The 22,376-nt window shown below is 73.3% G+C and carries 20 protein-coding genes; 15 read left to right on the top strand and 5 right to left on the bottom strand.

All coding sequences use genetic code 11. From position 1 onward, the window contains the following. Positions 1 to 25 precede the first annotated feature (25 nt). The 3 genes from IE180_RS30250 (at position 26) to IE180_RS30240 (ending at position 2,989) form a co-directional block, all read left to right on the top strand. A complete protein-coding gene (locus IE180_RS30250) occupies positions 26 to 1,300 on the top strand; it encodes a glycosyltransferase (protein ID WP_190160144.1) in 1,275 nt (424 codons plus the stop codon). A 187-nt stretch (positions 1,301 to 1,487) separates the two neighbouring features. Continuing rightward, positions 1,488 to 2,456 carry a helix-turn-helix transcriptional regulator gene (locus tag IE180_RS30245; protein ID WP_190160143.1) on the top strand — a complete coding sequence of 323 codons (969 nt, stop codon included), beginning with the start codon at positions 1,488 to 1,490 and terminating at the stop codon, positions 2,454 to 2,456. Positions 2,457 to 2,773: 317 nt separating this feature from the next. Beyond that, positions 2,774 to 2,989 carry an I78 family peptidase inhibitor gene (locus IE180_RS30240; RefSeq protein ID WP_190160142.1) on the top strand — a complete coding sequence of 72 codons (216 nt, stop codon included), beginning with the start codon at positions 2,774 to 2,776 and terminating at the stop codon, positions 2,987 to 2,989. A gap of 92 nt (positions 2,990 to 3,081) precedes the next feature. Here the strand turns inward: IE180_RS30240 and IE180_RS30235 are convergent, their stop codons facing one another. Next, positions 3,082 to 3,978 (bottom strand): phosphatase PAP2 family protein, encoded by an 897-nt coding sequence (locus tag IE180_RS30235; protein ID WP_190160141.1) that lies wholly within the window; start codon positions 3,976 to 3,978, stop codon positions 3,082 to 3,084. Positions 3,979 to 4,384: 406 nt separating this feature from the next. Here IE180_RS30235 and IE180_RS30230 point away from each other — a divergent pair, with 406 nt between their 5' ends. After that, the gene (locus IE180_RS30230) at positions 4,385 to 6,286 is read left to right on the top strand and encodes an MFS transporter (RefSeq protein WP_190160140.1); all 1,902 of its coding nucleotides are present in this window, start codon (positions 4,385 to 4,387) and stop codon (positions 6,284 to 6,286) included. A 43-nt stretch (positions 6,287 to 6,329) separates the two neighbouring features. On the opposite strand, the gene IE180_RS30225 is transcribed toward IE180_RS30230, so the two are convergent. After that, entirely contained in the window at positions 6,330 to 6,764 is a 435-nt protein-coding gene (locus IE180_RS30225; RefSeq protein WP_123450830.1) for a cell division protein SepF, read from the bottom strand. A gap of 322 nt (positions 6,765 to 7,086) precedes the next feature. Here IE180_RS30225 and IE180_RS30220 point away from each other — a divergent pair, with 322 nt between their 5' ends. Next, complete coding sequence (locus IE180_RS30220) at positions 7,087 to 8,358, top strand: DUF5685 family protein (RefSeq protein ID WP_190160139.1); 1,272 nt, start codon at positions 7,087 to 7,089, stop codon at positions 8,356 to 8,358. A gap of 59 nt (positions 8,359 to 8,417) precedes the next feature. Here the strand turns inward: IE180_RS30220 and IE180_RS30215 are convergent, their stop codons facing one another. Beyond that, positions 8,418 to 9,395, bottom strand: coding sequence for an ABC transporter substrate-binding protein (locus IE180_RS30215; protein ID WP_190160138.1), 978 nt, complete (start codon positions 9,393 to 9,395; stop codon positions 8,418 to 8,420). Continuing rightward, complete coding sequence (locus IE180_RS30210; protein ID WP_190160137.1) at positions 9,392 to 9,871, bottom strand: GNAT family N-acetyltransferase; 480 nt, start codon at positions 9,869 to 9,871, stop codon at positions 9,392 to 9,394. The genes IE180_RS30215 and IE180_RS30210 overlap by 4 nt, the downstream gene beginning before the upstream one ends. A 424-nt stretch (positions 9,872 to 10,295) precedes the next feature. On the opposite strand from IE180_RS30210, the gene IE180_RS30205 reads away from it, so the two are divergent. From IE180_RS30205 to IE180_RS30160, 10 genes are all read left to right on the top strand, one after another. Then, positions 10,296 to 11,144, top strand: a complete 849-nt coding sequence (locus IE180_RS30205) for an amino acid ABC transporter permease (protein ID WP_190160136.1) — start codon at positions 10,296 to 10,298, stop codon at positions 11,142 to 11,144. Then, complete coding sequence (locus tag IE180_RS30200) at positions 11,141 to 12,946, top strand: FAD/NAD(P)-binding protein (RefSeq protein WP_190160135.1); 1,806 nt, start codon at positions 11,141 to 11,143, stop codon at positions 12,944 to 12,946. The genes IE180_RS30205 and IE180_RS30200 overlap by 4 nt, the downstream gene beginning before the upstream one ends. 114 nt (positions 12,947 to 13,060) lie before the next feature. Continuing rightward, positions 13,061 to 13,945 carry an amino acid ABC transporter permease gene (locus tag IE180_RS30195; RefSeq protein WP_190160134.1) on the top strand — a complete coding sequence of 295 codons (885 nt, stop codon included), beginning with the start codon at positions 13,061 to 13,063 and terminating at the stop codon, positions 13,943 to 13,945. Then, complete coding sequence (locus IE180_RS30190; RefSeq protein WP_190160133.1) at positions 13,942 to 14,733, top strand: amino acid ABC transporter ATP-binding protein; 792 nt, start codon at positions 13,942 to 13,944, stop codon at positions 14,731 to 14,733. The genes IE180_RS30195 and IE180_RS30190 overlap by 4 nt, the downstream gene beginning before the upstream one ends. Before the next feature lie 35 nt (positions 14,734 to 14,768). Further along, complete coding sequence (locus tag IE180_RS30185; RefSeq protein ID WP_190160132.1) at positions 14,769 to 15,743, top strand: ABC transporter substrate-binding protein; 975 nt, start codon at positions 14,769 to 14,771, stop codon at positions 15,741 to 15,743. A gap of 158 nt (positions 15,744 to 15,901) precedes the next feature. After that, on the top strand, positions 15,902 to 16,924 hold the full coding sequence (locus tag IE180_RS30180) for an LLM class flavin-dependent oxidoreductase (protein ID WP_190160131.1): 1,023 nt from the start codon (positions 15,902 to 15,904) through the stop codon (positions 16,922 to 16,924). A gap of 23 nt (positions 16,925 to 16,947) precedes the next feature. Next, positions 16,948 to 18,237, top strand: coding sequence for an NtaA/DmoA family FMN-dependent monooxygenase (locus IE180_RS30175; RefSeq protein WP_190160188.1), 1,290 nt, complete (start codon positions 16,948 to 16,950; stop codon positions 18,235 to 18,237). Continuing rightward, the gene (locus IE180_RS30170; protein WP_190160130.1) at positions 18,234 to 19,022 is read left to right on the top strand and encodes a DUF1684 domain-containing protein; all 789 of its coding nucleotides are present in this window, start codon (positions 18,234 to 18,236) and stop codon (positions 19,020 to 19,022) included. The genes IE180_RS30175 and IE180_RS30170 overlap by 4 nt, the downstream gene beginning before the upstream one ends. 189 nt (positions 19,023 to 19,211) lie before the next feature. After that, entirely contained in the window at positions 19,212 to 20,078 is an 867-nt protein-coding gene (locus IE180_RS30165; RefSeq protein ID WP_229861037.1) for a S1 family peptidase, read from the top strand. A 50-nt stretch (positions 20,079 to 20,128) separates the two neighbouring features. After that, positions 20,129 to 21,013: a S1 family peptidase gene (locus tag IE180_RS30160; RefSeq protein ID WP_190160129.1), complete on the top strand. Its 885-nt coding sequence runs from the start codon at positions 20,129 to 20,131 to the stop codon at positions 21,011 to 21,013. A gap of 75 nt (positions 21,014 to 21,088) precedes the next feature. Here the strand turns inward: IE180_RS30160 and IE180_RS30155 are convergent, their stop codons facing one another. Then, entirely contained in the window at positions 21,089 to 22,150 is a 1,062-nt protein-coding gene (locus tag IE180_RS30155) for an ABC transporter permease (protein WP_190160128.1), read from the bottom strand. Positions 22,151 to 22,376: the final 226 nt, after the last annotated feature.

Genomic DNA, 22,376 nt, shown 5'->3' with positions numbered 1-22,376 from the left:
ACTGACCGGGGGGAACCGGCAGTAGATGCGCATCTCCTTTCTGCTCCACAACGGCTACCACTACGGCGGCACCATCCGGACCACGTTCACGCTCGCCGAGGAACTGGCGGAACGCCACGAGGTCGAGATCGTCTCCGTGTTCCGCCACCGCGACCGTCCGATCCTCGGCCTGCCGGCCGGAGTGACCCTGCGCCACCTCGTCGACCTGCGCAAGGACAGCCCCGGATACGACGGCGACCACCCCGACTTCCACCGTCCCGCCGAGGTCTTCCCGCGCGGCGACGGCCGCTGGAAGCAGTACAGCGCGCTCACCGACGCCCGGATCGGGGAGTACCTCCGCGGAGTGGAGGCCGACGTCCTCGTCGCCACCCGTCCCGGGCTCAACGTGCACCTCGCCCGGCAGGCCCGGCGCGGACCGGTCCTCGTCGGCCAGGAACACCTGATCCTGAGCGGCCACAGCCACCGGCTGCGCCGGGACATCGCCCACGAGTACGCGCTCCTCGACGCCGTCACCACGGTCACCGAGGCCGACGCCCGGACCTACCGGAAGCTCCGGCTGCCCGGCGTACGCGTCGAGGCCGTGCCCAACAGCGTGCCCGCCCCCTCCGTACCGCCCGCCGACCCCGCGGCGAGGACCGTCGTCGCCGCGGGCCGGCTGACCCGGGTCAAGCGGTACGACGTGCTGATCGACGCCTTCGCGTCCGTGGCCGCCGACCATCCCGACTGGAAGCTGCGGATCTACGGCTCCGGCGACGCCGTCCAGGACCTCAAGGGCCCGCTGGCCCGGCAGATCGAGGAACGGGGCCTCGGCGAGCAGGTCTTCCTCATGGGGCCGGTGACCCCGATGGAACCGGAGTGGGCCAAGGGCTCGATCGCCGCGGTGACCTCGCAGCGCGAGTCCTTCGGCATGACGATCGTCGAGGCGATGCGGTGCGGACTGCCGGTGGTCTCCACCGACTGCCCCCACGGGCCGCGCGAGATCATCGAGGACGGGGTCGACGGGCGGCTCGTGCCGGTCGACGACGTCGCCGCCGTCGCGGCGGCGCTGCGGTCGTACGTCGAGGACGAGGAGCTGCGGGCCAAGGCCGGGCGGGCGGCGCTCGCCGCGTCCGAACGCTTCGACCCGTCGCGGATCGCCGCGCGGCACGAGGCCCTGTGGACGGAACTCGTCGCGCGCGGGGCGGGGCGGCGGGTGCACCCGCCGGGGCGGGTGCGGGCGCATCGGGCGGTGGGGCGGGTCGTGGACGCGGTCTACACCCAGAAGGCGAGGGCGGGCCGCCTCCTCCGTCGCCTCCGCTGACCCCCTCACGGGCCCCGTCCCGCCGGCCCTCCGGCGACCCCCGCACCGGCCGGCCCCGGTGCGGGCCGCGCCCCGGCACGGTGCCCCGCGCGGGGCACCGCCCGGCGGACGCCGCGCGCCCGTGGCGGGGCTGGGACGGGCGGGGTTGCGGACCGTGGCTGTCCGCGAGGAGTGGAAGACTCGGGGCATGTGGGAGACCTCCGCACGGCTGCTGCGTCTGCTTTCGTTGCTCCAGGCCCACCGGGAGTGGTCCGGTGCCGATCTCGCGGAGCGGCTCGGGGTGACCTCGCGCACCGTGCGGCGGGACGTCGATCGGCTGCGGGAGCTGGGCTACCCCGTGCACGCGAGCCCCGGCACGGGCGGCGGGTACCGGCTGGGGGCCGGTGCCGAGCTGCCGCCGCTGCTCCTCGACGACGAGGAGGCCGTCGCCGTCGCGGTCGGGCTGCGGTCCGCGGCCGGCCAGGGCGTCGAGGGCATCGGTGAGAGCTCCGTACGCGCCCTGGCGAAGCTGGAGCAGGTCCTGCCGGGCCGGCTCCGGCGCCGGATCGGGGCGCTCAACGCCTTCACGGTGCCCCTGCTGCGCACCCCGAGGGAGCGGGTCGACCCGGCGGTCCTCACCGAACTGGCCAACGCCTGCCGGGACGGCGAGCGGCTCCGCTTCGCCTACCGCGACCACGGCGGCGCGGCCACCCGCAGGACCGTCGAGCCGCACCGCCTGGTGTGCACGGAGCGGCGCTGGTACCTGGTCGCCTGGGATCTGGACCGGGGCGACTGGCGGACGTTCCGGGCCGACCGGATCGAGCCGACCCCGCCGCACGGCCCTCGTTTCCCGCCCCGCGAGCCGCCCGCCGAGGACCTGGCGGCGTATGTGGCGAGGGGCGTGTCCGGCACCGCGTACGCGACGGAGGCGACGGTCCGGCTGCTGGTGCCGCTCGCCGAGGCGGCCGCGGTCGTCGGCGCGTTGGACGGGGTCCTGACGGCGGACGGAGAGGACGCCTGTCTGCTGCGGGCGGGGGCGAACACCCTCGACATGATGGTGTTCCACGTGGCGTTCACGGGCTTCGAGTTCGAGGTGGTGGAGCCGCCGGAGCTGACGGAGTCGATCCGGGCGCTCAGGGACCGGCTGTCCCGGGCCCTCGACCGGTCGGAGGGCTGATCGCCGGGGGCGTCGGCCTCGCCCTTCGTCCCGTAGCGGCTCCGCCTCGCCGTCGTCCCCGCGACGTAAGCACGGTGTAAAGGAAGAGTGTGCGCTGCGCGTGCGCGACGCCGGCGCAATTCGGGGCGGCGCGCGGGAAGAGGGTAATTGCCCGCCCCGGCCCGTGCTTCCGCGCCCTTCGTGCGAACTGATGGGCAGCGCTCGGAATTGCTGGAGAAACGACCGGAAAGCCTCCCGCGCCCGACGGGCGAACAGGCCAAACATATGTCGAGAACTTGTGACACAAGCGTGACCGCCGAGGTACTAACGTGAGGTTCATGTCACCCACTTCGCGCACTCCCGAACCGCCCCACGACGCTCCCGGGTCCTATGTGGGCCTCGACGCCGAAGGGGCCGAGCGGCTCGCCAGGACCCGCGGCTGGAGCGTCGTCCGGTCCCTGCCGCCCGGCTCGATCATCACCATGGAGTACCTGTCCGGGCGCATCAACTTCGAGGTCGAGGACGGCACCGTCACCCGCTGCTGGCTCGGCTGAGGAGCCGGCGGGACCGCACGCGGAAGGGCCCCGGCCGATGCGGCCGGGGCCCTTCCGCGTACGCGGAGGAGGGGGAGCGGATCAACCGGTGGTCAACCGCGGGTCACCGGGGCGCGCCGGCCTCCGGCCAGCCCCACGGGCTCCCGGACGGGCTCCCGCACCGGCTCCTCGGGCGCGGGCGGACGCGGCGGGAAGAACCCGGGGCGCGGACCGCCGGAGGCCACGGGCAGCGAGGGCACGAGCCGGCGACGCTCCCGCAGCCGCTCCCGCACCCGGTCGCGCGCGGCGAGGACCCACGCCTCCGCCACGGCCAGGACCGGCTCGCACCAGGGCAGCGCGAGCAGGACGAGGAGCCCGGCGGCCCAGCCGAGCAGCACGTCGCTCAGCCAGTGCGTGCCGAGGTAGACGGTGGTGAGGCCGACGCCGAGCGCGACCACCGCGGAGAGGGCCGACAGGTAGCGCCGGGCCCTCGGAGTAGTCGCCAGGTAGGCGAGGATGCCCCAGGTCACGACCGCGTTGGCGGTGTGCCCCGAGGGGAATATGTCGCCTCCGGCGAAGAGCTCGGCGGAGCCGATCTGGGTCGCGTAGTGAGGTCCGAGGCGGCCGAGTCCGAGCTTGACCGCGCCCACCGAGACGTTGAGCAGCAGGAGGGCGGCGCCGAGGCACAGCAGCGGACGCAGGGTGTGCTGGCGCCAGGAGCGCCAGCCCAGCCAGGCGGCCACCATGACGGCCGTGGGGCCGCGCTGGCCGAGGACGACGTAGTAGTCGAGGAAGCCGTGGACCTCGGGCCACTGCTGGTACGGCCGGAAGAGCATGATCTTCCAGTCGAGGGTCACCAGCCACGTCGACAGCAGGACGGCCACGACGATGGCGAGATAGAACGCCGACGTCCCGCCGAAGAGGGCGAGACGCGTGCGGGTCATCCGCGGGACCTCTATCTTCGGCGGTTCCGGCTCCCGGTCCAGCCGGGCAAAGATGTCGGTACGCACCCAATGGACGTTACAGGGAGTGAGAAGCAGACCCGGTCGTTCCGCTCCCTTCGTGATGACCATGTGATGTGGAGTAGGTCTCAGCGACCAGTCCATTCCGGCCGTCCGTCGGGAAATCCGATGACCTTCCGCCCTATTCCCGCCGGAGGTCATTCCGGAAGTCTGTTTGAACGTTCGGGAATTCCCTCAAACAGACGTCCGTGCGGAATTCCATGCGACGCGCGGGCCGCGCCGAGTGGTGTACGCCACACCCCGGGCCCCGGCGAGGTGAGAGCTGCACCACGCGCTCGGGCCTCGGACTCGCGTACGCTGACGGCTCACTCGCCCGTCGATGCCGGGCCGCCCCAGGGGCATACGCCCTGGTCACAGCCCACCGAGCGCGAGAGCTGCACTGGGAGGTACGTACATGTCGCGGACGAACACGGCCCATGGGCGATCGCGTTCCGCCGTCGACTCCGGCGTCAACCGCTGGGTCGTCCTCGTCGTCCTCTGCGTCAGCCTCCTCCTGGTCGCCCTCGACGCGACCATCCTCCACGTCGCCGTCCCCTCGCTCACCGAGGACCTGCGCCCCAGCTCCACCGCGCTGCTCTGGATCGTCGACGCCTACCCCCTGGTCTGCGCGTCGCTGCTGATCCTCTTCGGCACCCTCGGCGACCGGGTCGGCAGACGGAAGGTGCTCCTCCTCGGCTACGCGCTCTTCGGCGTCGCCTCGGCGGTCGCCGCGCTCGCCACCGCGCCCGCGGTCCTCATCGGGGCCCGCGCGCTGCTCGGCGTCGGCGGCGCCATGATCATGCCCGCCACGCTCTCCATCCTCCGGACGGTCTTCCCCGACCGGCGTGAGCGGGCCACCGCGATCGGCGTCTGGACCGCCACCGCCGCGATCGGGGCCGCCACCGGACCGGTGCTCGGCGGCTTCCTCGTCGAGAACTACTGGTGGGGCTCCGTCTTCCTCATCAACATCCCGCTGATGGCGCTGGTCCTCCCGCTCGGCCGCCGCCTCCTCCCCGAGTCCCGGGGCGCCGCCGACGGCCCCTGGGACGTGCTCGGCGCGCTCATGGCCGCGGCCGGTGTGCTCGGCTGCGTCCTCGGCGTCAAGCGCGCCGGGGCCGGCGACCCGCTGCTCGCCCTGCCGACCGCCGGGCCGCTGCTGCTCGGCGCCGCGCTCCTCGTCCTCTTCGTACGGCGGCAGAAGCGGCGCCCGCACCCGCTGATCGACCTGCGGCTCTTCTCCCGGGCCGCCTTCACCACCTCGGTCGGCTGCATCGTCATCGGCATGCTGGCCCTGGTCGGCCTGGAGCTCATCGCCGTCCAGTACCTCCAGCTGGTCCTCGGACTCAGCCCCCTGGAGACCGGGCTCCGGCTCCTCCCGCTGACCTTCGCCGCCATGGCCGCCGGGGCCACCGGCTCGTACACCCTGCGCCGGGTCGGGCCGCGCCGGATGGTCGGCTGGGGCTTCGTGCTCACCGCCGCCGCGGTGCTGCTCCTCACGCTCATGGGACAGCACGACCGGCCGCTGCTGCTCACGGTCGGGTTCGTGCTGCTCGGCTTCGGCCTGCAGACCACGCTCTTCTCGGCGTACGAGTCGATGCTCAGCGAGGCGCCGCAGCGGAGCGCGGGCGGTGCGGCCGCGATCGGCGAGACCTCGTACCAGCTCGGCGCGGGCATGGGCATCGCCCTGCTCGGCAGCGTGATGAACGCCGCGTACGCCCCCGCGCTCGCCTCGGTCCCCGGAGTGCCCGCGGAGGCGGGCCGGAGCGCCGCAAACTCGCTCGGGGAGGCCTACAAGGTCGCCGACCAGCTCGGCGGCACGGCGGGGGAGGCCCTGCACCAGGCCGCCCGCCACTCCTTCGTGCACGGCCTGCACGTCACGCTCCTCGTGAGCGCCGGGCTGCTGCTCGTGGGGGCGCTGATGGCCCGGCGGCTGCCGCGGATCATGGAGTGTCCGGTGGATCCGGAGGAGGCCTTCGACGCCCGGGAGGCCCGGGGGGTGCCCTCGGCCCAGGAGGATGCGGACCGGGCCTCGGCCGGGGCGGCGGCGGGGGGACCGGGAGCGGCGTCCGCCGGCCCGTCGGAGCGGACCGGTGCGCCGGGGGTGCCCGTCGCGTCGGAGCGGACCGTCTGTCCGGAGCGGTCGGGGGCGTCAGGAGTGCCCGCCGCGTCGGAGCGGGTGGCGTCGTCGGGGGTTCCCGCCGCGTCGGGGCGGGCCGGCCATGCGGAGCCGGCCGGTTCCCCGGAGGGGGGCGAGCCCCGGGTGCCCGCGGCCCGGGAAGCGATCGAGCCCGCCGGCTCGGGGCGCCCCGCGCACTGACCCGACCCCGTCGGGAGGTGCCGGGACCCGCCGGCGGGCCCGCTCAGCTCTGGTTGAAGAAACCGTCCTGTCGGCGCCGGCCCGTCTCGCCGGTGACGATCTGGGTGTCGGCGGGGGTCAGCAGGAAGACCCGCGTCGCCACGCGCTCGATGGAGCCGCGCAGGCCGAAGGCGAGACCGGCGGCGAAGTCGACGACGCGCTTGGCGTCGTTCGGTTCCATCGCGGTCAGGTTCACGATCACGGGAACCCCGTCCCGGAAGAGCTCGCCGATGCCCCGGGCGTCCCGGAAGCCGTCCGGGGAGACGGTGGCGATCCGGCGGCCCCGCTCCTCGGCGGTGTCCGTGGCCACCCGGACCCGGGGGTCCGTCACCCAGGCGTCGCCGCCCTCGGCACCGTCGGCGTACTCGTCGTCGTAGTAACGCTCGTCGTTGTCCTCGACGAGTCCCAGCCAGGCACTCGCCTTGCGCACCGATCCCATGGACGCCTCCTTTCAGCGCGGTCACTTGTGGTTCCGCATTCCCTATCGTCGTCCATCATGCGGATCGCGCGCCAAGTGGATAGGCGCCGCGCAGGGGATTCGTGACGGTACTGGTGCAGAACGTGAGGGCCGTTTCCTGGCGATTCGTCAGGAAAATTGCGGTATGAGGCGTCTGACGGAGGGCCATGTAGCTGAAAATATGAAAGTCGGGTCACAAGGGTGACGGTGGGCGCGTACGGGTGAACGAACCCACTCGCTACGATGCCGCGAGGCCGCACGGCGGACCTTCACCCGCCCCAGCCCACGACTCACGGGGGAGTCCTTGTTCGGAATCGTCAGACCCTGCACCCACCGCCTCACCGACGGTCTCAAGACCGAGTGGATGGCCCACCTCTGCGGCCTCTGCCTGGCACTCCGCGCCGACCACGGGCAGTTCGCCCGGATCGTCACCAACTACGACGGGCTCATCGTCTCCGTCCTGACGGAGGCTCAGACCGGAGTGACCGAGGCGGGCCGCCGCACGGCCGGGCCCTGCGCGCTGCGCGCCATGCGCACCGCCCCCGTCGCCCGCGGCGAGGGAGCCAGGCTCGCCGCCGCCGTCTCGCTCGTCCTCGCCTCGGCGAAGGTCCGGGACCACGTCGCCGACGGGGACGGCCTGTTGGCCCGCCGTCCCGTCGCCGCCGCGGCCCGTCGCGTCGCCCGCTCCTGGGACAGGGCCGGGGCCAGGACCGGCCGGGACCTCGGCTTCGACACCGCCGTCCTCGTCGACGCCGTCGACCGCCAGACCGGCATCGAGGCCCTGGCCGGGCCCGGCACCCCCCTGCTCGCCGTCACGGAGCCGACCGAGACGGCGACCGCCGCCGCCTTCGCGCACACCGCCGTCCTCGCGGGACGGCCGGGGAACGCGGCGCCGCTCGCCGAGGCGGGCCGCCTCTTCGGCCGCCTCGCCCACCTCCTCGACGCCGTCGAGGACCAGGCGGCCGACGCCGAGACCGGCGCGTGGAACCCGCTCACCGCCACCGGCACCTCCCGCGCGGAGGCCCGTCGGCTCGCCGACGACGCCCTCCACGGCATCCGCCTCGCCCTGAAGGACGCCGAGTTCGCCGACGGCAAGCTCGTCCACGTCCTGCTCGCCCACGAGCTGCGCACCTCGGTCGACCGCGCCTTCGGCACGATCAGTTGCTCGCACGGAGCGCCGGGGGCGGCGCACGGCCCGGTACCGGGGAACCCGTACGCCACCCCGAACGGGCCGGTGCCCGGCAATCCGTACGCCCCCGGCGGACCCGGCGGCCCGGGCGGGCCCTACGCCCCCGGCCCGGGCGGCCCGGGCGGCCCCGGCGGGCCGCTCCCGCCCGAGCCGCCGAACCGGCGCGGTCTGATAGCCGGCTGCGCCCTCTGGATCGGCATGGCCTGCACCTGTCAGATGTGCTGCGGGACCTTCGAGGACCCCTGGAGCCGCCAGCGGCGCGAGGGGCTCTGCCAGCAGTGCGATGGTGGAGACTGCTGCGACTGCTGTGACTGCTGCAGCAACTGCTCCTCCTGCTGCGAAGGGGACTGCTGCTGCGGGGACTGCGACTGCGGCTGCGACTGCTGACGTACCGTCGGAATTCCGCAGCCCCCAGCCGGACTCCCGTCGGGTCCCGCGCGCCGCCGCTACTTCTTCGGCGCGGGGATCTCCGGCGGGGAGATCTGCGACTTCTCGATGCCCGAGCCCGTCACTCCCCACTTCCTCAGGATCCGGTCGTACGTCCCGTCGGCCTTCAGGCCGTTCACCGCGGCCTGGAAGGCCGGCGCGAGCGGCGTGCCCTTCCTGAAGGCGAAGCCGACGTCCAGACGCCGGTACTCGTTGAGGAACTTCAGGTTCTTCTGCTGCGTCACCGCGTACCGCACGCCGTTGATCGTGTTCATCACGACGTCGCTGCGGCCCTGCTGGAGCGACATCCAGATCGCCCCGGTCTCGCTGTAGACGTTCACCTCGTACGGCGGCTTCCCGGCCTCCGCGCACCGGCCCCTGTTCTTCTCCAGGGTCCGCTCGAAGGTGGTCCCGGCGTTCACCGCCACCTTCAGGCCGCACAGCCGGGTGAGGTCGGTGACCGCCTTCAGGGTGCTGTCCGCACGGGTGGCGAAGCCCTGCCCGTCGTTGACGTACGTGACGAAGTCGATGGTCCTGCGCCGCTCCTCGGTCACCCCGAAGTTCCCCGTGCCGACGTCGTACTTGCCGCTGCCGAGCGCCGGCAGGATCGCCTCGAAGCCGACCACCTCACGCTTCAGCTCCAGGCCGAGGGCCTTCGCCACGGCGGCCGAGAAGTCGGCGTCCACGCCCACGACGGTCCTGCCGTCCGGCAGATAGGCCGAGCTGGGCGGAGTCGCCACCGAGGAGGCGAGCGCCAGGCTGCCGCGCTTCCGCACGTCTGCGGGGAGCAGCTTCGCCGCCGCCTCGTTCTTCCTCACCCCCGCCACCACGTCCTCGGTCGGGAGCGCGCCCTTCGCGGCGCCCTGCGCTCCGGTCGCCCCGGCCGGGGCGGTCGCCGGTTCGCCGCCCGAGCAGGCGGTGAGGCCGAGCGCGGCCGCGGTGATCAGGGCGAAGACGAGGGTGGTGCGTGCGGTGCCGGAACTCGTGCGCGTACTCATGGCTTCGGGTTCTCCAGGAATTTCTCGAACGGCAGCGGGCCGATCGACTCGGGATCGGCGGACACGTCGAAGAGCGGGCGGTAGCCGCTCGCCAGGTAGAGGCCCTTGGCCTCGGGCTGGCGCGGCCCCGTCGTCAGGTAGATGCGGGAGTAGCCGCGGTCGGCGGCCTCCCGTTCGAGCACGGTGAGGACCCGGCGGGCGAGGCCGCGCCTGCGGTGCGCCGAGTGCGTCCAGATCCGCTTCAGTTCGGCGGTCCTGTCGTCGTGGCGGCGGTAGGCGCCGCCCGCCACGGGCCGGCCCTGCTCCAGGAGGAGCAGGAAGGAGCCGTGCGGCGGGGCGAACTCCGCCGCCGGGTAGCGGCTCAGATCGTGCGCGGAGCCGTAGCGGGTCGTGTACTCGTGCGCCAGCTCGTCGAGGAGGGGGCGCGCCAGGGGGTCGGTGGTCGTGGTCCGGTGCACGGACAACGCGAAGGTCATGACGGTCCTTCACGGAGAAGGAGGGAAGGCGGAAGCCGCCGGAAAAGGAGAAGCGGGGCAGGGCGAGGGGAGGGGAGGGCTCAGGCGCTCACGGGGGGCCTGGGTGTGAAGGCGCCGCGGAGGACAGCACGCGGGCGGGGAGGAGCAGGGGGCCGGCTCAACAGGAAGAGGACCACACGCGACCGAAGTCGATGTGGGAGCGCGTGACCAGCTGCTGCGGATGCATGGCCCCAGTGGAACAGGCATCCGGTCCCGCGTCAACCACGATGAGACGTACGGCTCACAGTGCGGACACCCTTGACAGCGGGCCGTGTTGACCGCATAGCCTCGAAGGGCGGATCGGGCTGAGGGGCCCGGGTCCGCGGCTCAGCGCGTGTGAAGGCGCACCCCGTGTTCGATCCCCTGGCATCCACGGAGCCCTCGCATGTCCGCGACCCTCGTCAAGACCCCTTCCACGGCCCCGCCGGCCGAACCGCCCCCGCGCGTCGTCCCCACCCGCCGCACCGGCCAGTGGGCCGCGGCCGCCGCCGTCCTCGTCCTGCTCGCGCTCGCCCTCGTCTCGGTCGTCCGCAACGAGGCCTTCCAGTGGGACGTCGTCGCCGAGTACTTCACCTCCGCGTCCGTCCTGCGCGGCCTCGGCCTCACCCTGTGGCTGACCGCCCTCGTCATGGCCCTCGGCTTCGTCCTCGGCACCCTGCTCGCCGCCCTCAGGCTCTCCGCCAACCCCGTTCTCCGCGCGGTCAGTTGGGGTTACACCTGGTTCTTCAGGTCCACCCCGATCCTGGTCCAGCTGCTCTTCTGGTTCAACATCGGCGTGCTCTACCCGCAGATCCTCGGCGTCAACACGGTCAACCTCCTCGGCCCCGTCGCCGTCGCCGTCATCGGCCTCACCCTGCACGAGGCCGCCTACGCCGCCGAGGTCGTCCGCGGCGGCATCCTCTCCGTCGACCGGGGCCAGATCGAGGCCGCCCACTCCCTCGGCCTCGGCCGGTGGCGCAGGCTCACCCGGATCGTGCTGCCGCAGGCCATGCGCGCCATCGTCCCGCCCGCCGGGAACATGCTGATCGGCACCCTCAAGGGCACCTCGATCGTCTCCGTCATCGCCGTCCAGGACCTGCTCTACTCGACCCAGCTGGTCTACCACCGCACGTACGAGATCATCCCGCTGCTGCTCGTCGCCACGCTCTGGTACGTCGCCGTCACCTCGGTCCTCGGCGTCGGCCAGCACTACGTCGAGCGGCACTACGCCCGCGGAACGGCCGGTGCGCGATGAGCCCGCGCCGCTCCCTGGTGATCGTGGGCGCCGGGCCGCGGGGGACCGGCTTCCTCGAACGGCTCGCCGCCAACCTGCCCGAGCTGTACGGCGACGAGCCCCTCGACGTCCACCTCGTCGACCCGCACCCGGCGGGCCCCGGCCGCATCTGGCGCACCGCGCAGTCCCCGCTGCTCTGGATGAACTCCCGGGCCGAGGACGTCACGATGTTCACCGACGAGACCGTCGCGCTCGAAGGACCCGTCCGCCCCGGCCCCACCCTCGCCGAATGGGCCGGCCTCGACGGCCGCACCTTCCCCACCCGCCCCCAGCAGGGCGCCTACCTGCGCTGGGTGTACGAGCGGGCCCGCGACGCCCTGCCCCCCTCCGTCACCGTCCACGAGCACCGCACCACCGCCCTGCGGATCAGCGGCCCCCGCGACGGACGCCAGCGGGTCCGGCTGGAGGGCACCGCCGTCCCCCTCCTCGCCGACCTCGTCGTCCTCACCGTCGGCCACCTCGACGCCGAACCCGACGGGGAGCAGCGGCGGCTCGCCGACTTCGCCGCCCGCCACCGGCTCGTCCACCTCCCGCCCGACTTCACCGCCGACGCCGACCTCGCCGCCCTCCCCGCCGGCGAACCCGTCCTCGTCCGCGGTTTCGGCCTCGCCTTCGTCGACCTGATGGTGCTGCTCACCGAGGGCCGCGGCGGACGGTACGAGGGCGAGGGCGACGAGCTCGCGTACATCCCCTCCGGCGAGGAGCCGGTGCTGCACGTCGGATCGCGCCGGGGCGTCCCGTACCACTCGAAGCTCGGCTACGCCCTCGACGGCGAACGGCCCCCGCTGCCCCGCTACTTCGGCACCGAACAGACCGACGCCCTGCTCCGGCGCACCGGACCGATCGACTTCCGGCGCGACGTGTGGCCGCTCATCGACAAGGAACTCGGCTGGGCCCACTACCACCGGCTCTTCTCCACCCACCCCGAGCGGACCGCACTCGCCTGGAGCGACTTCGAGCGGGCCTACGACGAGGCGCCGCCGCGCGGGGCCGAAATCGCCGCGGTCGTCGCCGCGGCCGTCCCCGACCCCGCCGACCGGCTCGACCTCGACGCCCTCGACCACCCCCTGGACGGACTGCGCTACGACTCCGTCGAAGCCCTCCAGCAGGGCCTGCGCGACTACGTCGCCGAGGACCTGACCCGCCGCCACGACCCCGCCCACAGCCCCGACGCCGCCGTCTTCGCCGGCCTGCTCTCCGTCTACGGCCAGCTCCTGCGGCTCGGCAAGCGCCTGGATCCCGGCGCCTGGTGGCACGGCTTCTTCAGCTACCTGGCCTCCGGGCCGCCCGGCCCCCGGCTGCGGCAGCTCCTCGCCCTCTCCCGCGCCGGCGTCGTCCGCTTCCTCGGCCCGGGGGTCACCGTCGAGACCGACGAGGAACGCGGCCTCTTCCGGGCCGGGTCCCCCGCCGTGCCGGGGGCGTGGACCGAGGCCCGCGCCCTCGTCGAGGCCCGGATCCCCGACCCCGCCCCGGAGCACACCGGCAGCCCCCTGCTCCGCGCCCTCTACGAGGAGGGGACCCGCGCCACCCCCGGCGGCCTGCTCGTCGTCGACCCCGTCGACGGCCGGATCCTGGAGCACGACGGGCGCCCGCACCCGCGCCGCTTCGCCCTCGGCCCGCACACCACCGCCCGCACGGGCAGCGCCTTCACCCGGCCCCGTACCGGCGGGGTCGCCTTCGGGCAGAACGACGTCACCGCGCGGGCCGCCCTGACCTTCCTGCGCGACCGGGAGTGTCGGCTCCCCGTCCCGCTGAGCGCCTGATCCGCGCCCCCTTCTCCGCCCGCCGGGCGCCTGATCCGCGCCCCCTTCTCCGCCCGCCGGGCGCCCGAGCCGCGCCCCCTCCTCCGCTCCGTGCCCCGTTCCCGAGGAACCGCCATGTCTCTCACCAGCGATCCGCCCGTCACGAAGGGCCCCGTCGCCGCGCCGTCCGCGTCCGCCGAACTCGTGGTCGTCCCGGTGCGCCACCCCTGGCGCTGGGCGGCCGTCGCCGCCACCGCCGTGCTGCTCGTCCAGTTCGCCCACGGGCTCGTCACCAACCCCGGCTGGGAATGGGACGTCTTCGCCGCCTTCTTCACCACCGAGACGATCCTCCGCGCCGTCTGGGTCACCCTCCGGCTGACCTTCTACGGCACCGCGCTCGGCTTCGCGATCGGCGTCGTGCTCGCCTTCATGCGCCTGTCCGCCAGCCCGTTCCTGCGGTCGGTCGCCTTCGGCTACATCTGGGCCTTCCGCTCCATCCCGCTCATCGTCCAGCTGCTCTTCTGGTTCAACCTGGCCTACCTCTACAAGGAGCTGAGCATCGGCATCCCCTTCGGGCCGGGCTTCGTCTCCTTCGACACGACGGGCCTCGTCGGCGAGACGGGTGCCGCCGTCCTCGGCCTCGCCCTGCACCAGGCGGCCTACGCGGCGGAGATCGTCCGGGGCGGCGTACTCGCCGTGGACGAGGGCCAGTCGGAGGCGGCCGCCGCCCTCGGCATCCCCAAGCTGCGGCAGGTGCGGCGGATCGTGCTGCCGCAGGCCATGCGCTCGATCCTGCCCAACGCCGCCAACGAGATCATCTCGCTCTTCAAGGGCACCTCGATCGTCTCCGTCATGGCGATCGGCGAACTCTTCTACCAGGTGCAGGTCGTCTACGGCCGCAACGGCCGCGTCGTCCCGCTGCTCATGGTCGCCACCGCCTGGTACGTCCTGCTCACCACCGCGCTCTCCGTCGTCCAGTACTACGTCGAACGCCACTACGCGAAGGGGAGCGCCCGATGAGCTCCGTCACCGCCACCGCAGAGGCCACCACCGCCAAGGTCGAGCTCCGCGCCGTCCACAAGCGCTTCGGTGCCCTCCACGTCCTGCGCGGCATCGACCTCGACGTCCGGGCCGGTGAGGTCACCGTCGTCCTCGGTCCCTCGGGCTCCGGCAAGTCCACCCTGCTGCGCACCATCAACCACCTGGAGAAGGTCGACAGCGGCACGGTCGGCGTGGACGGCGTCCTCGTCGGCTACCGACGCTCCGGGAACAAGCTCCACGAGCTGCGCGAGCGCGAGATCCTCAAGCAGCGCACCCGGATCGGCTTCGTCTTCCAGAACTTCCACCTCTTCCCGCACCTCACCGTCCTGGAGAACATCGTCGAGGCGCCCGTCTCGGCCCTGAAGCGCCCCCGCAGGGACGCCGAGGCCGCCGCCCGGAAGCTGCTCGAACGGGTCGGACTCGCCGACAAGGCGGAGGCGTACCCCAAGCAGCTCTCCGGCGGACAGCAGCAGCGGGTCGCCATCGCCCGCGCGCTCGCCCTGGAGCCGGGCCTGCTCCTCTTCGACGAGCCGACCTCCGCGCTCGACCCCGAACTGGTCGGCGAGGTCCTCGACGTCATCAGGGACCTGGCCGCCTCCGGCACCACCATGATCGTCGTCACCCACGAGATCGGCTTCGCCCGCGAGGTCGCCGACACCGTGGTCTTCATGGACGAGGGCCGGATCGTCGAACAGGGCCCGCCGGCCGAGGTGCTCGACGCCCCGCGCCACGAGCGGACCCGCGCCTTCCTCTCCAAGGTCCTCTGACCACCACCCACCTCGTCCACAGGAGCAGCACCCCCATGAAGACCCGTCGCACCGTCCTCACCGCCCTCGCCTCGCTCACCGCCCTCGGGCTCCTCACCGCCTGCGGCTCGGGCGACGCCGCCGTCGGCGAGATCAAGCCGGAGGGACAGAAGGACACCGGCATCAACGTGACCCCGGACCAGAACCGCGTCCACACCGCCGAGGTCGACGCGATCGCCGCCAAGCTGCCCGCGGCCGTCCGGGAGAGAGGCACCCTGGTCCTCGGCGTCTCCGCCAAAAGCAATCCGCCGCTCGCCTTCCGCGCCACCGACGACACGACGCTGATCGGCGTCGAGGTCGACCTCGCCACCCTGGTCGCCGACACCCTCGGCCTGAAGCCCGAGTTCGACCCGGTCTCCTGGGAGAACCTCTTCGTCGGCCTGGACAGCGGCAAGTACGACGGCGTCTTCTCCAACGTCACCGTCACCGAGGAGCGCAAGGACAAGTACGACTTCGCGACCTACCGCCTCGACGACCTCGCCTTCGAGGCGAAGAAGGGCTCCGGCTGGACGGTGAGGGGCCCCGAGGACGTGGCGGGCAAGCGGATCGCCGTCGGCAGCGGCACCAACCAGGAGAAGATCCTCGTCGACTGGTCCCGGCAGAACGAGAAGGCCGGCCGCAAGGGCGTCGACATCAAGTACTACGACAACACCACCGACTACTACCTCGCCCTCCAGTCCGGCCGGATCGACGGCTACCTCGGCCCCAACCCGACCGTCGCCTACCACGTGGCCTCCGCCGGACAGACCGAGGCCGTCGGCAAGTTCTCCGGGGCGGGCGCCGGACTCCAGGGCAAGATCGCGGCCACGACGAAGAAGGACAGCGGCCTGGTCGCCGCCTACGCGGCCGCGATCGACCACATCGTCGAGAACGGCACCTACGCGCAGGTCCTCAAGCGGTGGGGGCTGAGCGACGAGGCCGTGCGGAAGTCGGAGATCAACCCGCCCGGCCTGCCCCGCACCAAGAACTGACCTCCACCGCGGGGGAGGGGGCGTCCGGACCGCGTCGCACCGCGTCTCGCGCGCGTTCAGGCGCTCTTGCGTCCGGACACCGTCTCCCCGTTCCGGCCCCGTCCCCTCCCGCCGCCGTCGTCAGACGCGCCGTTCCCCCCGTACCGAGAGAGACCCGCATGACCAGCACCCGACCGCTTCATCTCGCCGCCGAGTTCGCCGCGGGCTCCGGCCGGGCCCGCCCCGGCCCGGACACCGCCGCCCGCACGGCCGCGCTCGCCCGGCTCGCCGAGGCCGCCGCCCTCGACTTCCTCACCCACGACGACTCCTTCGGCGGGCCCGGCCTCGACGCGCTCGCCGTCCTCGCCCGGATCGCCCCCGAGACCCGCTCCGTCGGCCTCGTGCCGACCGTCACGACCACCCACACCGAGCCCTTCCACGTCCAGGCCGCCGTCGCCACCCTCGACTGGGTGAGCCGGGGCCGGGCCGGCTGGCGCATCGCGGTCTCCCCGACCGGGGCCGAGGCCCGGCTCGTCGGCCGCCGCCCGGCGCCGCCCGTTGCCGAGCTCTGGCAGGAGGCGGGCGAGGTCGCCGAGGTCTCCCGCAAGCTGTGGGACAGCTGGGAGGACGACGCCGAGATACGGGACGTGGCGACCGGACGGTTCGTCGACCGCCGCAAGCTGCATCACGTCGATTTCCAGGGCGCGACCTTTTCGGTCAAAGGGCCCTCGATCGTGCCCCGGCCCCCGCAGGGCCATCCGGTGACCGTCGTCGACGCCACCTGCCCGGACGCCCGGGACACCGCGGCCCACCACGCCGACGTGGCCCTGATCGGGGCCGCCTCCGCCGAGGAGGCCGCCGCCCTCCGCGCCGAACTGCACCGGGGGGCCCGCGCCCACGGCCGGGACCCCGGGCAGCTGCGCGTCCTGCTCTCGCTGACCGTCGACCTCGACGCGTACGAGGGCGGGGCGGGGGCGCTCGCCGAGCTGATCGCCGGCTGGCACGGGGGAGGCGCGGTCGACGGTTTTCATCTCGTGCCGGCCGTGCCGGAGCGGGACCTGGAGCGTTTCGTCTCGGAGACCGTGCCCCGGCTCAGGGAGCGTGGACTGTTCCGTACGGACTACGAGGGGGCCACCCTCCGCGACCACCTGGGGCTCGCTCGGCCGGCCAGTCAGTACGCGGCGGCGGGAGCGGGCGCGTGAGCACGGTTCCGGGCAGGAAGCAGATCCATCTCGCCGCGCACTTCCCCGGCGTCAACTCCACCACGGTCTGGGCCGATCCGCGCTCCGGTTCGCAGATCGACTTCTCCTCCTTCGAGCACCTCGCGAGGACCGCGGAGCGCGGGCTCTTCGACTTCTTCTTCCTGGCCGAGGGGCTGCGGCTGCGCGAGCACGCGGGACGCATCCACGACCTGGACGTCGTCGGGCGACCCGAGTCGATCACCGTCCTGAACGCGCTCGCGGCCGTCACCGACCGGCTCGGTCTCGCCGCCACGGTGAACGCCACCTTCAACGAGCCGTACGAACTGGCCCGGCGGCTCGCCTCGCTCGACCACCTCAGCGCGGGCCGGGCCGCCTGGAACGTGGTCACCTCGTCCGACGCCTTCACCGGCGAGAACTTCCGGCGCGGCGGCTACCTGGACCGCGCCGAGAGGTACACCCGAGCCGCGGAGTTCCTCGCCACCGCCCGGGAGCTGTGGGACTCCTGGACCCCGGACGGCGAGCAGAGGCCCTTCGCGCACGACGGGCCGCAGTTCCGGATCGAGGGCGGGTTCCCCGTGCCGCGCTCCCCGCAGGGGCGGCCGGTCGTCATCCAGGCCGGGGACTCCGCGGAGGGGCGGGAGTTCGCGGCCTCGGCCGCCGACGTGGTCTTCACGCGGCACTCCACCCCGGAGGCCGGCCGGGAGTTCTACGCCGACGTCAAGGGGAGGCTCGCCCGGTACGGCAGGGACCCCGGCGACCTGAAGATCATGCCGGGGGTGACGTACGTCCTCGGCGACACCGACGCCGAGGCGCAGGAGGCGGCGGCCGAGATCCGCCGGCAGCAGGTCTCCCCGCAGAACGCGATCCTCGCGCTCGAACAGGTCTGGGGCCGCGACCTGTCCGGCCACGACCCCGACGGTCCGCTTCCGGACATCGACCCCGACCCGGAGTCGGCGCTCGTGCAGGGCCGGGTGCGGGTCGCCGACCCGGTCGGGGTGGCGAGGAAGTGGCGGGTGCTGTCCGAGGCGAAGGGACTGTCGATCCGGCAGACGGTCATCGAGACGACGGGCCGGCAGTCCTTCGTGGGCTCCCCTGCGACGGTCGCGGCGGCCCTGGAGGAGTGCGTCGCCACGGACGCGGCCGACGGCTTCGTCCTCGTCCCGCACCTGACCCCCGGCGGCCTCGACGACTTCGTCGACCAGGTCGTTCCGCTGCTCCAGGAGCGCGGTGTCTTCCGCACGGAGTACACGGGCACCACGCTGCGCTCGCACCTCGGGCTCCCCGAGCCGGTAGGGAAGGGTGACACTCCATGAGCACGGATCCCCAGCAGGAATGGCAGCGCTGGCACGAGCGGCGCGAGGCCGCGGTCGCCTCCTCGTACGGCCCGCTCTCCCTCACGGGCACCCACTGGCTCGCGGACTTCCCCGAGGGGCGCGTTCCGGCCATTCCCGGTGAGTGGCGGGAGGACGGCGACGAGGTGGTCCTGACGGCGGACGCCGGGGACGGGCTCACCGTCGACGGCGAGCCCTTCGCCGGCACGGTCCGGCTCACCGCCGACCACGGCCCGGTCCACGAGTCCCGGATCGGGGCGGCGGGGCGGCGGCTCGTGGTGCTGCGGCGCGAAGGGCTGTGGGCCGTACGGGACTTCGACCCGGGCTCGGAGGCGCGCCGCGCCTTCCGGGGCATCGAGGCCACCCCGTACGACGCGCGCTGGGTGGTGCCCGGGGTGTTCCGCCCGTACGGGGAGACCCGCAGCGTACGGGTGGAGAACGCGGACGGCCGGGAGCGCGGCCTCGGTCTCTCCGGAGAGCTGTCCTTCGAGCTGCACGGCGGCGAGCACGTCCTCCGGGTGGCCGTCGAGGACGACGGCACCCTGTGGGCGGTCTTCGCGGACGCCACGAGTGGACGGGACAGCCACCGCTTCCGTTTCCTGCGGACCGGAGTGCCCGCGGCGGACGGCTCGGTGACGGTCGACTTCAACCGGGCGCTGCTGCCGCCGTGCGCCTTCGCGGACCACTTCATCTGTCCCTTCCCGCCGCCCGGGAACACGCTCGACACCGCCGTACCGGCGGGGGAGCGGCGGCTGAACCCGTCCTGAGCAGGTGTTCTTCCTCGCTGGTGGTGCCCCTGGCCGGGACGGTCGGGGGCACCCGTCCGTACGGCGGTCTTGTGCGTCCGCCCGGAGGGGGCCACTATCACTGGCGGTGCATGTCAGGAACACGTCACCTGATGGCGCCTCACGGACCCGCCATCCACGGGCCCCTCCGCTTTTCCCAGAAGGAGAACAGTGAGGAGCACAGTGAGGAACACCCGCACCCGTCTGCTCGCCGTCGCCGCCGGCCTCGCCGCGGCCACCGCCCTCGGACTCCCCGGCGCCCAGGCCGCCCCCGCGCCCGGACCGGCCGGGGCCGCCCAGCTCGCCCGCGCCGAGTCCGCCGTCGACGCCGCCGGGGTCGGCGGCACCGCCTGGTACGTCGACGAGGCGTCGGGCCGGGTCGTCGTCACCGCCGACTCCACCGTCACCGACGCGGGACTCGCGAAGATCCGGAGAGCGGCCGGCGCCGACGCCGCAGCCCTCCGCGTCCAGCGCACCCCCGGCGTCTTCAAGCCCCTGCTCGCCGCCGGAGACGCCATCTACGGCGGCGGCTACCGCTGCTCGCTCGGCTTCAACGTGGTCAGCGGCTCCACGTACTACTTCCTGACCGCCGGCCACTGCGGCAACGTCGCGAAGACCTGGTACACCAACTCCGCGCAGTCGACCCTGATCGGGGCCACCACCGGCTCCAGCTTCCCGGGCAACGACTACGCCCTGGTCCGCTACGACAACACCTCGCTCAGCCACTCCGGCGGCTACTCCGCCGCCGACGCCTACGTGGGCGAGTCCGTCAAGCGCACCGGCTCCACCACCGGCACCCACGGCGGCACGGTCACCGGCCTCAACGCCACCGTCCACTACTCCAGCGGCGGCACGGTGAAGGGTCTGATCCAGACCGACGTCTGCGCCGAGCCCGGCGACTCCGGCGGCCCGCTCTACGACGGGACCAAGGCGCTCGGCATCACCTCCGGCGGCAGCGGCGACTGCCGGTCGGGCGGCACCACCTTCTTCCAGCCGGTGCCCGAGGCCCTCGCCGCCTACAAGGTCAGCCTCTACTGATCCACCCGCACGGCCCGTTCATCGAACCCCCACTCAGGAGGAACGCGACCATGCGCACCACCCCCACGAAGAAGTTCCGGCTGCTCGCCCTCACCGCCGGCCTCGTCGCCGCCGCCGCGACGCTCGGCGTCCCCACCGCCAGCGCCGACCCGGTCCAGACGTTCAGCGCCACCCAGCTCTCCGCCGCGAGCGACGCCGTCCTCGCCGCCGACGTGGCCGGCACCGCCTGGCGCGTCGACACCACCACCGGCAAGGTCGTCGTCACCGCCGACTCCACCGTCTCCCAGGCCGAGATCGCCAGGATCAAGCACCGGGCCGGCACCAACGCGGGCGCGCTGCGCATCGAGCGCACCCCCGGCACGTTCAACAAGCTGATCTCCGGCGGCGACGCCATCTACGCGAGCAGCTGGCGCTGCTCGCTCGGCTTCAACGTCAAGGACAGCGCGGGGAACTACTACTTCCTCACCGCCGGCCACTGCACCGACGGCGCGGGCACCTGGTGGTCCGACTCCGCCCACTCCACCGTGCTCGGCTCCACGGCCGGGTCGAGCTTCCCGACCAACGACTACGGCATCGTGCGCTACACCAACACCTCGGTGACCAAGTCCGGCACGGTCGGCAGCGTCGACATCACCAGCGCCGCCAACGCCACCGTCGGCATGTCCGTCACCCGCCGCGGCTCCACCACCGGCATCCACAGCGGCACGGTGACCGGCCTCAACGCCACCGTGAACTACGGCGGCGGCGACATCGTCTACGGCATGATCCAGACCAACGTCTGCGCCGAGCCCGGCGACTCCGGCGGCCCGCTCTACTCGGGCAGCCGGGCGATCGGCCTCACCTCGGGCGGCAGCGGCAACTGCTCCTCGGGCGGGACGACCTTCTTCCAGCCCGTGACGGAGGCGCTGAGCGCGTACGGGGTGAACGTGTACTGATCCCCCGGTCCCGGTTCCCGGTCCGGACACAGGAGGCCCCCCGCCACCGCGGGGGGCCTCCGCGCGTCCTCTCTCCTACGACCTCCGGCCCGTGCGCCCCATGGGCGGGACCTCGCCCACCTCCGAGGCGATGGGTTCCGCCGCCGGCGTCCGCCTCACCGAGGACAGCACCAGGGTGACGGCCGTGCCGACGACCGCCCAGACCGACAGGATCACCATCGAGACGGTCATGCCGTTGCCCTTGAAGTACGCGATCGAGCGCGCCGCCCAGGTGCCCGCGCCCGGGGGCAGGTACGGGCCGATCGCCCGCCAGAACGGCGGCAGCATCGGCAGCGGGAAGGCGCCGCCCGCGCTCGGGTTGCCCGCGATCACGATGAGCAGGATCGCCAGGCCGATGCCGACGATCCCGAACACCGCCTGCAGGGCGAGGGTGGCGGCGCCCACCGCGAAGACCACCAGGGTGCCCAGGCCCCACAGGGCCGCGACGCTGCCGGGCAGGGCGCCGAGGACCGGGCCGACGATGATCGCGCCGCCGAGGCCGCCGAGGGCCGAGTAGAGCGCCAGGGTCCCGAGGCGGATGATCGCGCGCTCCCGGTTGGCGGGCCGGGAGCCCGCGCTGATCGCCAGGATCGCGGCACAGATGTAGCCGCCGACGCACCAGCCGATGACCAGGTAGAAGGCGGAGAGCCCGTTGAAGTCCTGGGAGGAGGAGGGAGCCACGTCGACGGTCCGCACACGGCGCTGTTCGGCCGCCTCCAGCTTCGTCATCATCGCCTCCAGGGTCGAGGAGAGCACCTTGCCGCCGCCGGAGGCGACGAGCAGGGTGTCGGTGCGGCCCCGCGGGTCGACGACGAGGGCCCCGTCGATGTCCCGGTCCAGGATCTGCTTCCGCGCCTCGGCCTCGCTCGCGACCGCGCGCGGGTCGAGGGGATCGCCGGGCAGCCGCGCCAGCCGTTCCGTCAGGGCGGGGGAGAGCTGCTGGGGGGCGACGACGCCGAAGGGGACGTCCGTGGGCTTCGGATTGTGCAGGGCTCCGACGTACGAGGTGATGAACAGGAGTTGGAGGGCGAAGACGCCGACGACGAGCAGGGCGGCTCGGGGGGTGACGGCGCTTTTCAGTTCATCGACGAGACTCATGCCCCCACGCTCCGGGTACCGGGGCCTTCCCGCAGGCGGGTGGGGGCCGAACGGCTGAACGGGGCGGCTCCCGGCGCCCCGTCGACCGCCTGACGACGGCCCAGCACTTTTTACCGACACGTAACTTCCCGTCGAGGCTACCCGTGCGTAGCTTGGCTGGAGAGCATCCCCACTTGTGGTCCGGGCCGCAGGGCACAGCACCCCCACCTTCCCCTTGAGCCGCAAG

It is taken from the genome of Streptomyces litmocidini (genome assembly GCF_014649755.1).
Classification (GTDB): domain Bacteria; phylum Actinomycetota; class Actinomycetes; order Streptomycetales; family Streptomycetaceae; genus Streptomyces; species Streptomyces litmocidini.
This window is presented reverse-complemented; position numbering and strand designations above follow the sequence as displayed.

What these genes read in the sequence shown, in the direction of transcription:
- IE180_RS30170 (WP_190160130.1), top strand. Translation starts at nt 18,234, where the DNA reads ATGAGCACGGATCCCCAGCAGGAATGGCAGCGCTGGCACGAGCGGCGC.
- IE180_RS30205 (WP_190160136.1), top strand. Translation starts at nt 10,296, where the DNA reads ATGTCCGCGACCCTCGTCAAGACCCCTTCCACGGCCCCGCCGGCCGAA.
- IE180_RS30195 (WP_190160134.1), top strand. Translation starts at nt 13,061, where the DNA reads ATGTCTCTCACCAGCGATCCGCCCGTCACGAAGGGCCCCGTCGCCGCG.
- IE180_RS30180 (WP_190160131.1), top strand. Translation starts at nt 15,902, where the DNA reads ATGACCAGCACCCGACCGCTTCATCTCGCCGCCGAGTTCGCCGCGGGC.
- IE180_RS30185 (WP_190160132.1), top strand. Translation starts at nt 14,769, where the DNA reads ATGAAGACCCGTCGCACCGTCCTCACCGCCCTCGCCTCGCTCACCGCC.
- IE180_RS30250 (WP_190160144.1), top strand. Translation starts at nt 26, where the DNA reads ATGCGCATCTCCTTTCTGCTCCACAACGGCTACCACTACGGCGGCACC.
- IE180_RS30230 (WP_190160140.1), top strand. Translation starts at nt 4,385, where the DNA reads ATGTCGCGGACGAACACGGCCCATGGGCGATCGCGTTCCGCCGTCGAC.
- IE180_RS30240 (WP_190160142.1), top strand. Translation starts at nt 2,774, where the DNA reads ATGTCACCCACTTCGCGCACTCCCGAACCGCCCCACGACGCTCCCGGG.
- IE180_RS30160 (WP_190160129.1), top strand. Translation starts at nt 20,129, where the DNA reads ATGCGCACCACCCCCACGAAGAAGTTCCGGCTGCTCGCCCTCACCGCC.
- IE180_RS30245 (WP_190160143.1), top strand. Translation starts at nt 1,488, where the DNA reads ATGTGGGAGACCTCCGCACGGCTGCTGCGTCTGCTTTCGTTGCTCCAG.
- IE180_RS30200 (WP_190160135.1), top strand. Translation starts at nt 11,141, where the DNA reads ATGAGCCCGCGCCGCTCCCTGGTGATCGTGGGCGCCGGGCCGCGGGGG.
- IE180_RS30215 (WP_190160138.1), bottom strand. Translation starts at nt 9,395, where the DNA reads ATGAGTACGCGCACGAGTTCCGGCACCGCACGCACCACCCTCGTCTTC.
- IE180_RS30225 (WP_123450830.1), bottom strand. Translation starts at nt 6,764, where the DNA reads ATGGGATCGGTGCGCAAGGCGAGTGCCTGGCTGGGACTCGTCGAGGAC.
- IE180_RS30155 (WP_190160128.1), bottom strand. Translation starts at nt 22,150, where the DNA reads ATGAGTCTCGTCGATGAACTGAAAAGCGCCGTCACCCCCCGAGCCGCC.
- IE180_RS30190 (WP_190160133.1), top strand. Translation starts at nt 13,942, where the DNA reads ATGAGCTCCGTCACCGCCACCGCAGAGGCCACCACCGCCAAGGTCGAG.
- IE180_RS30210 (WP_190160137.1), bottom strand. Translation starts at nt 9,871, where the DNA reads ATGACCTTCGCGTTGTCCGTGCACCGGACCACGACCACCGACCCCCTG.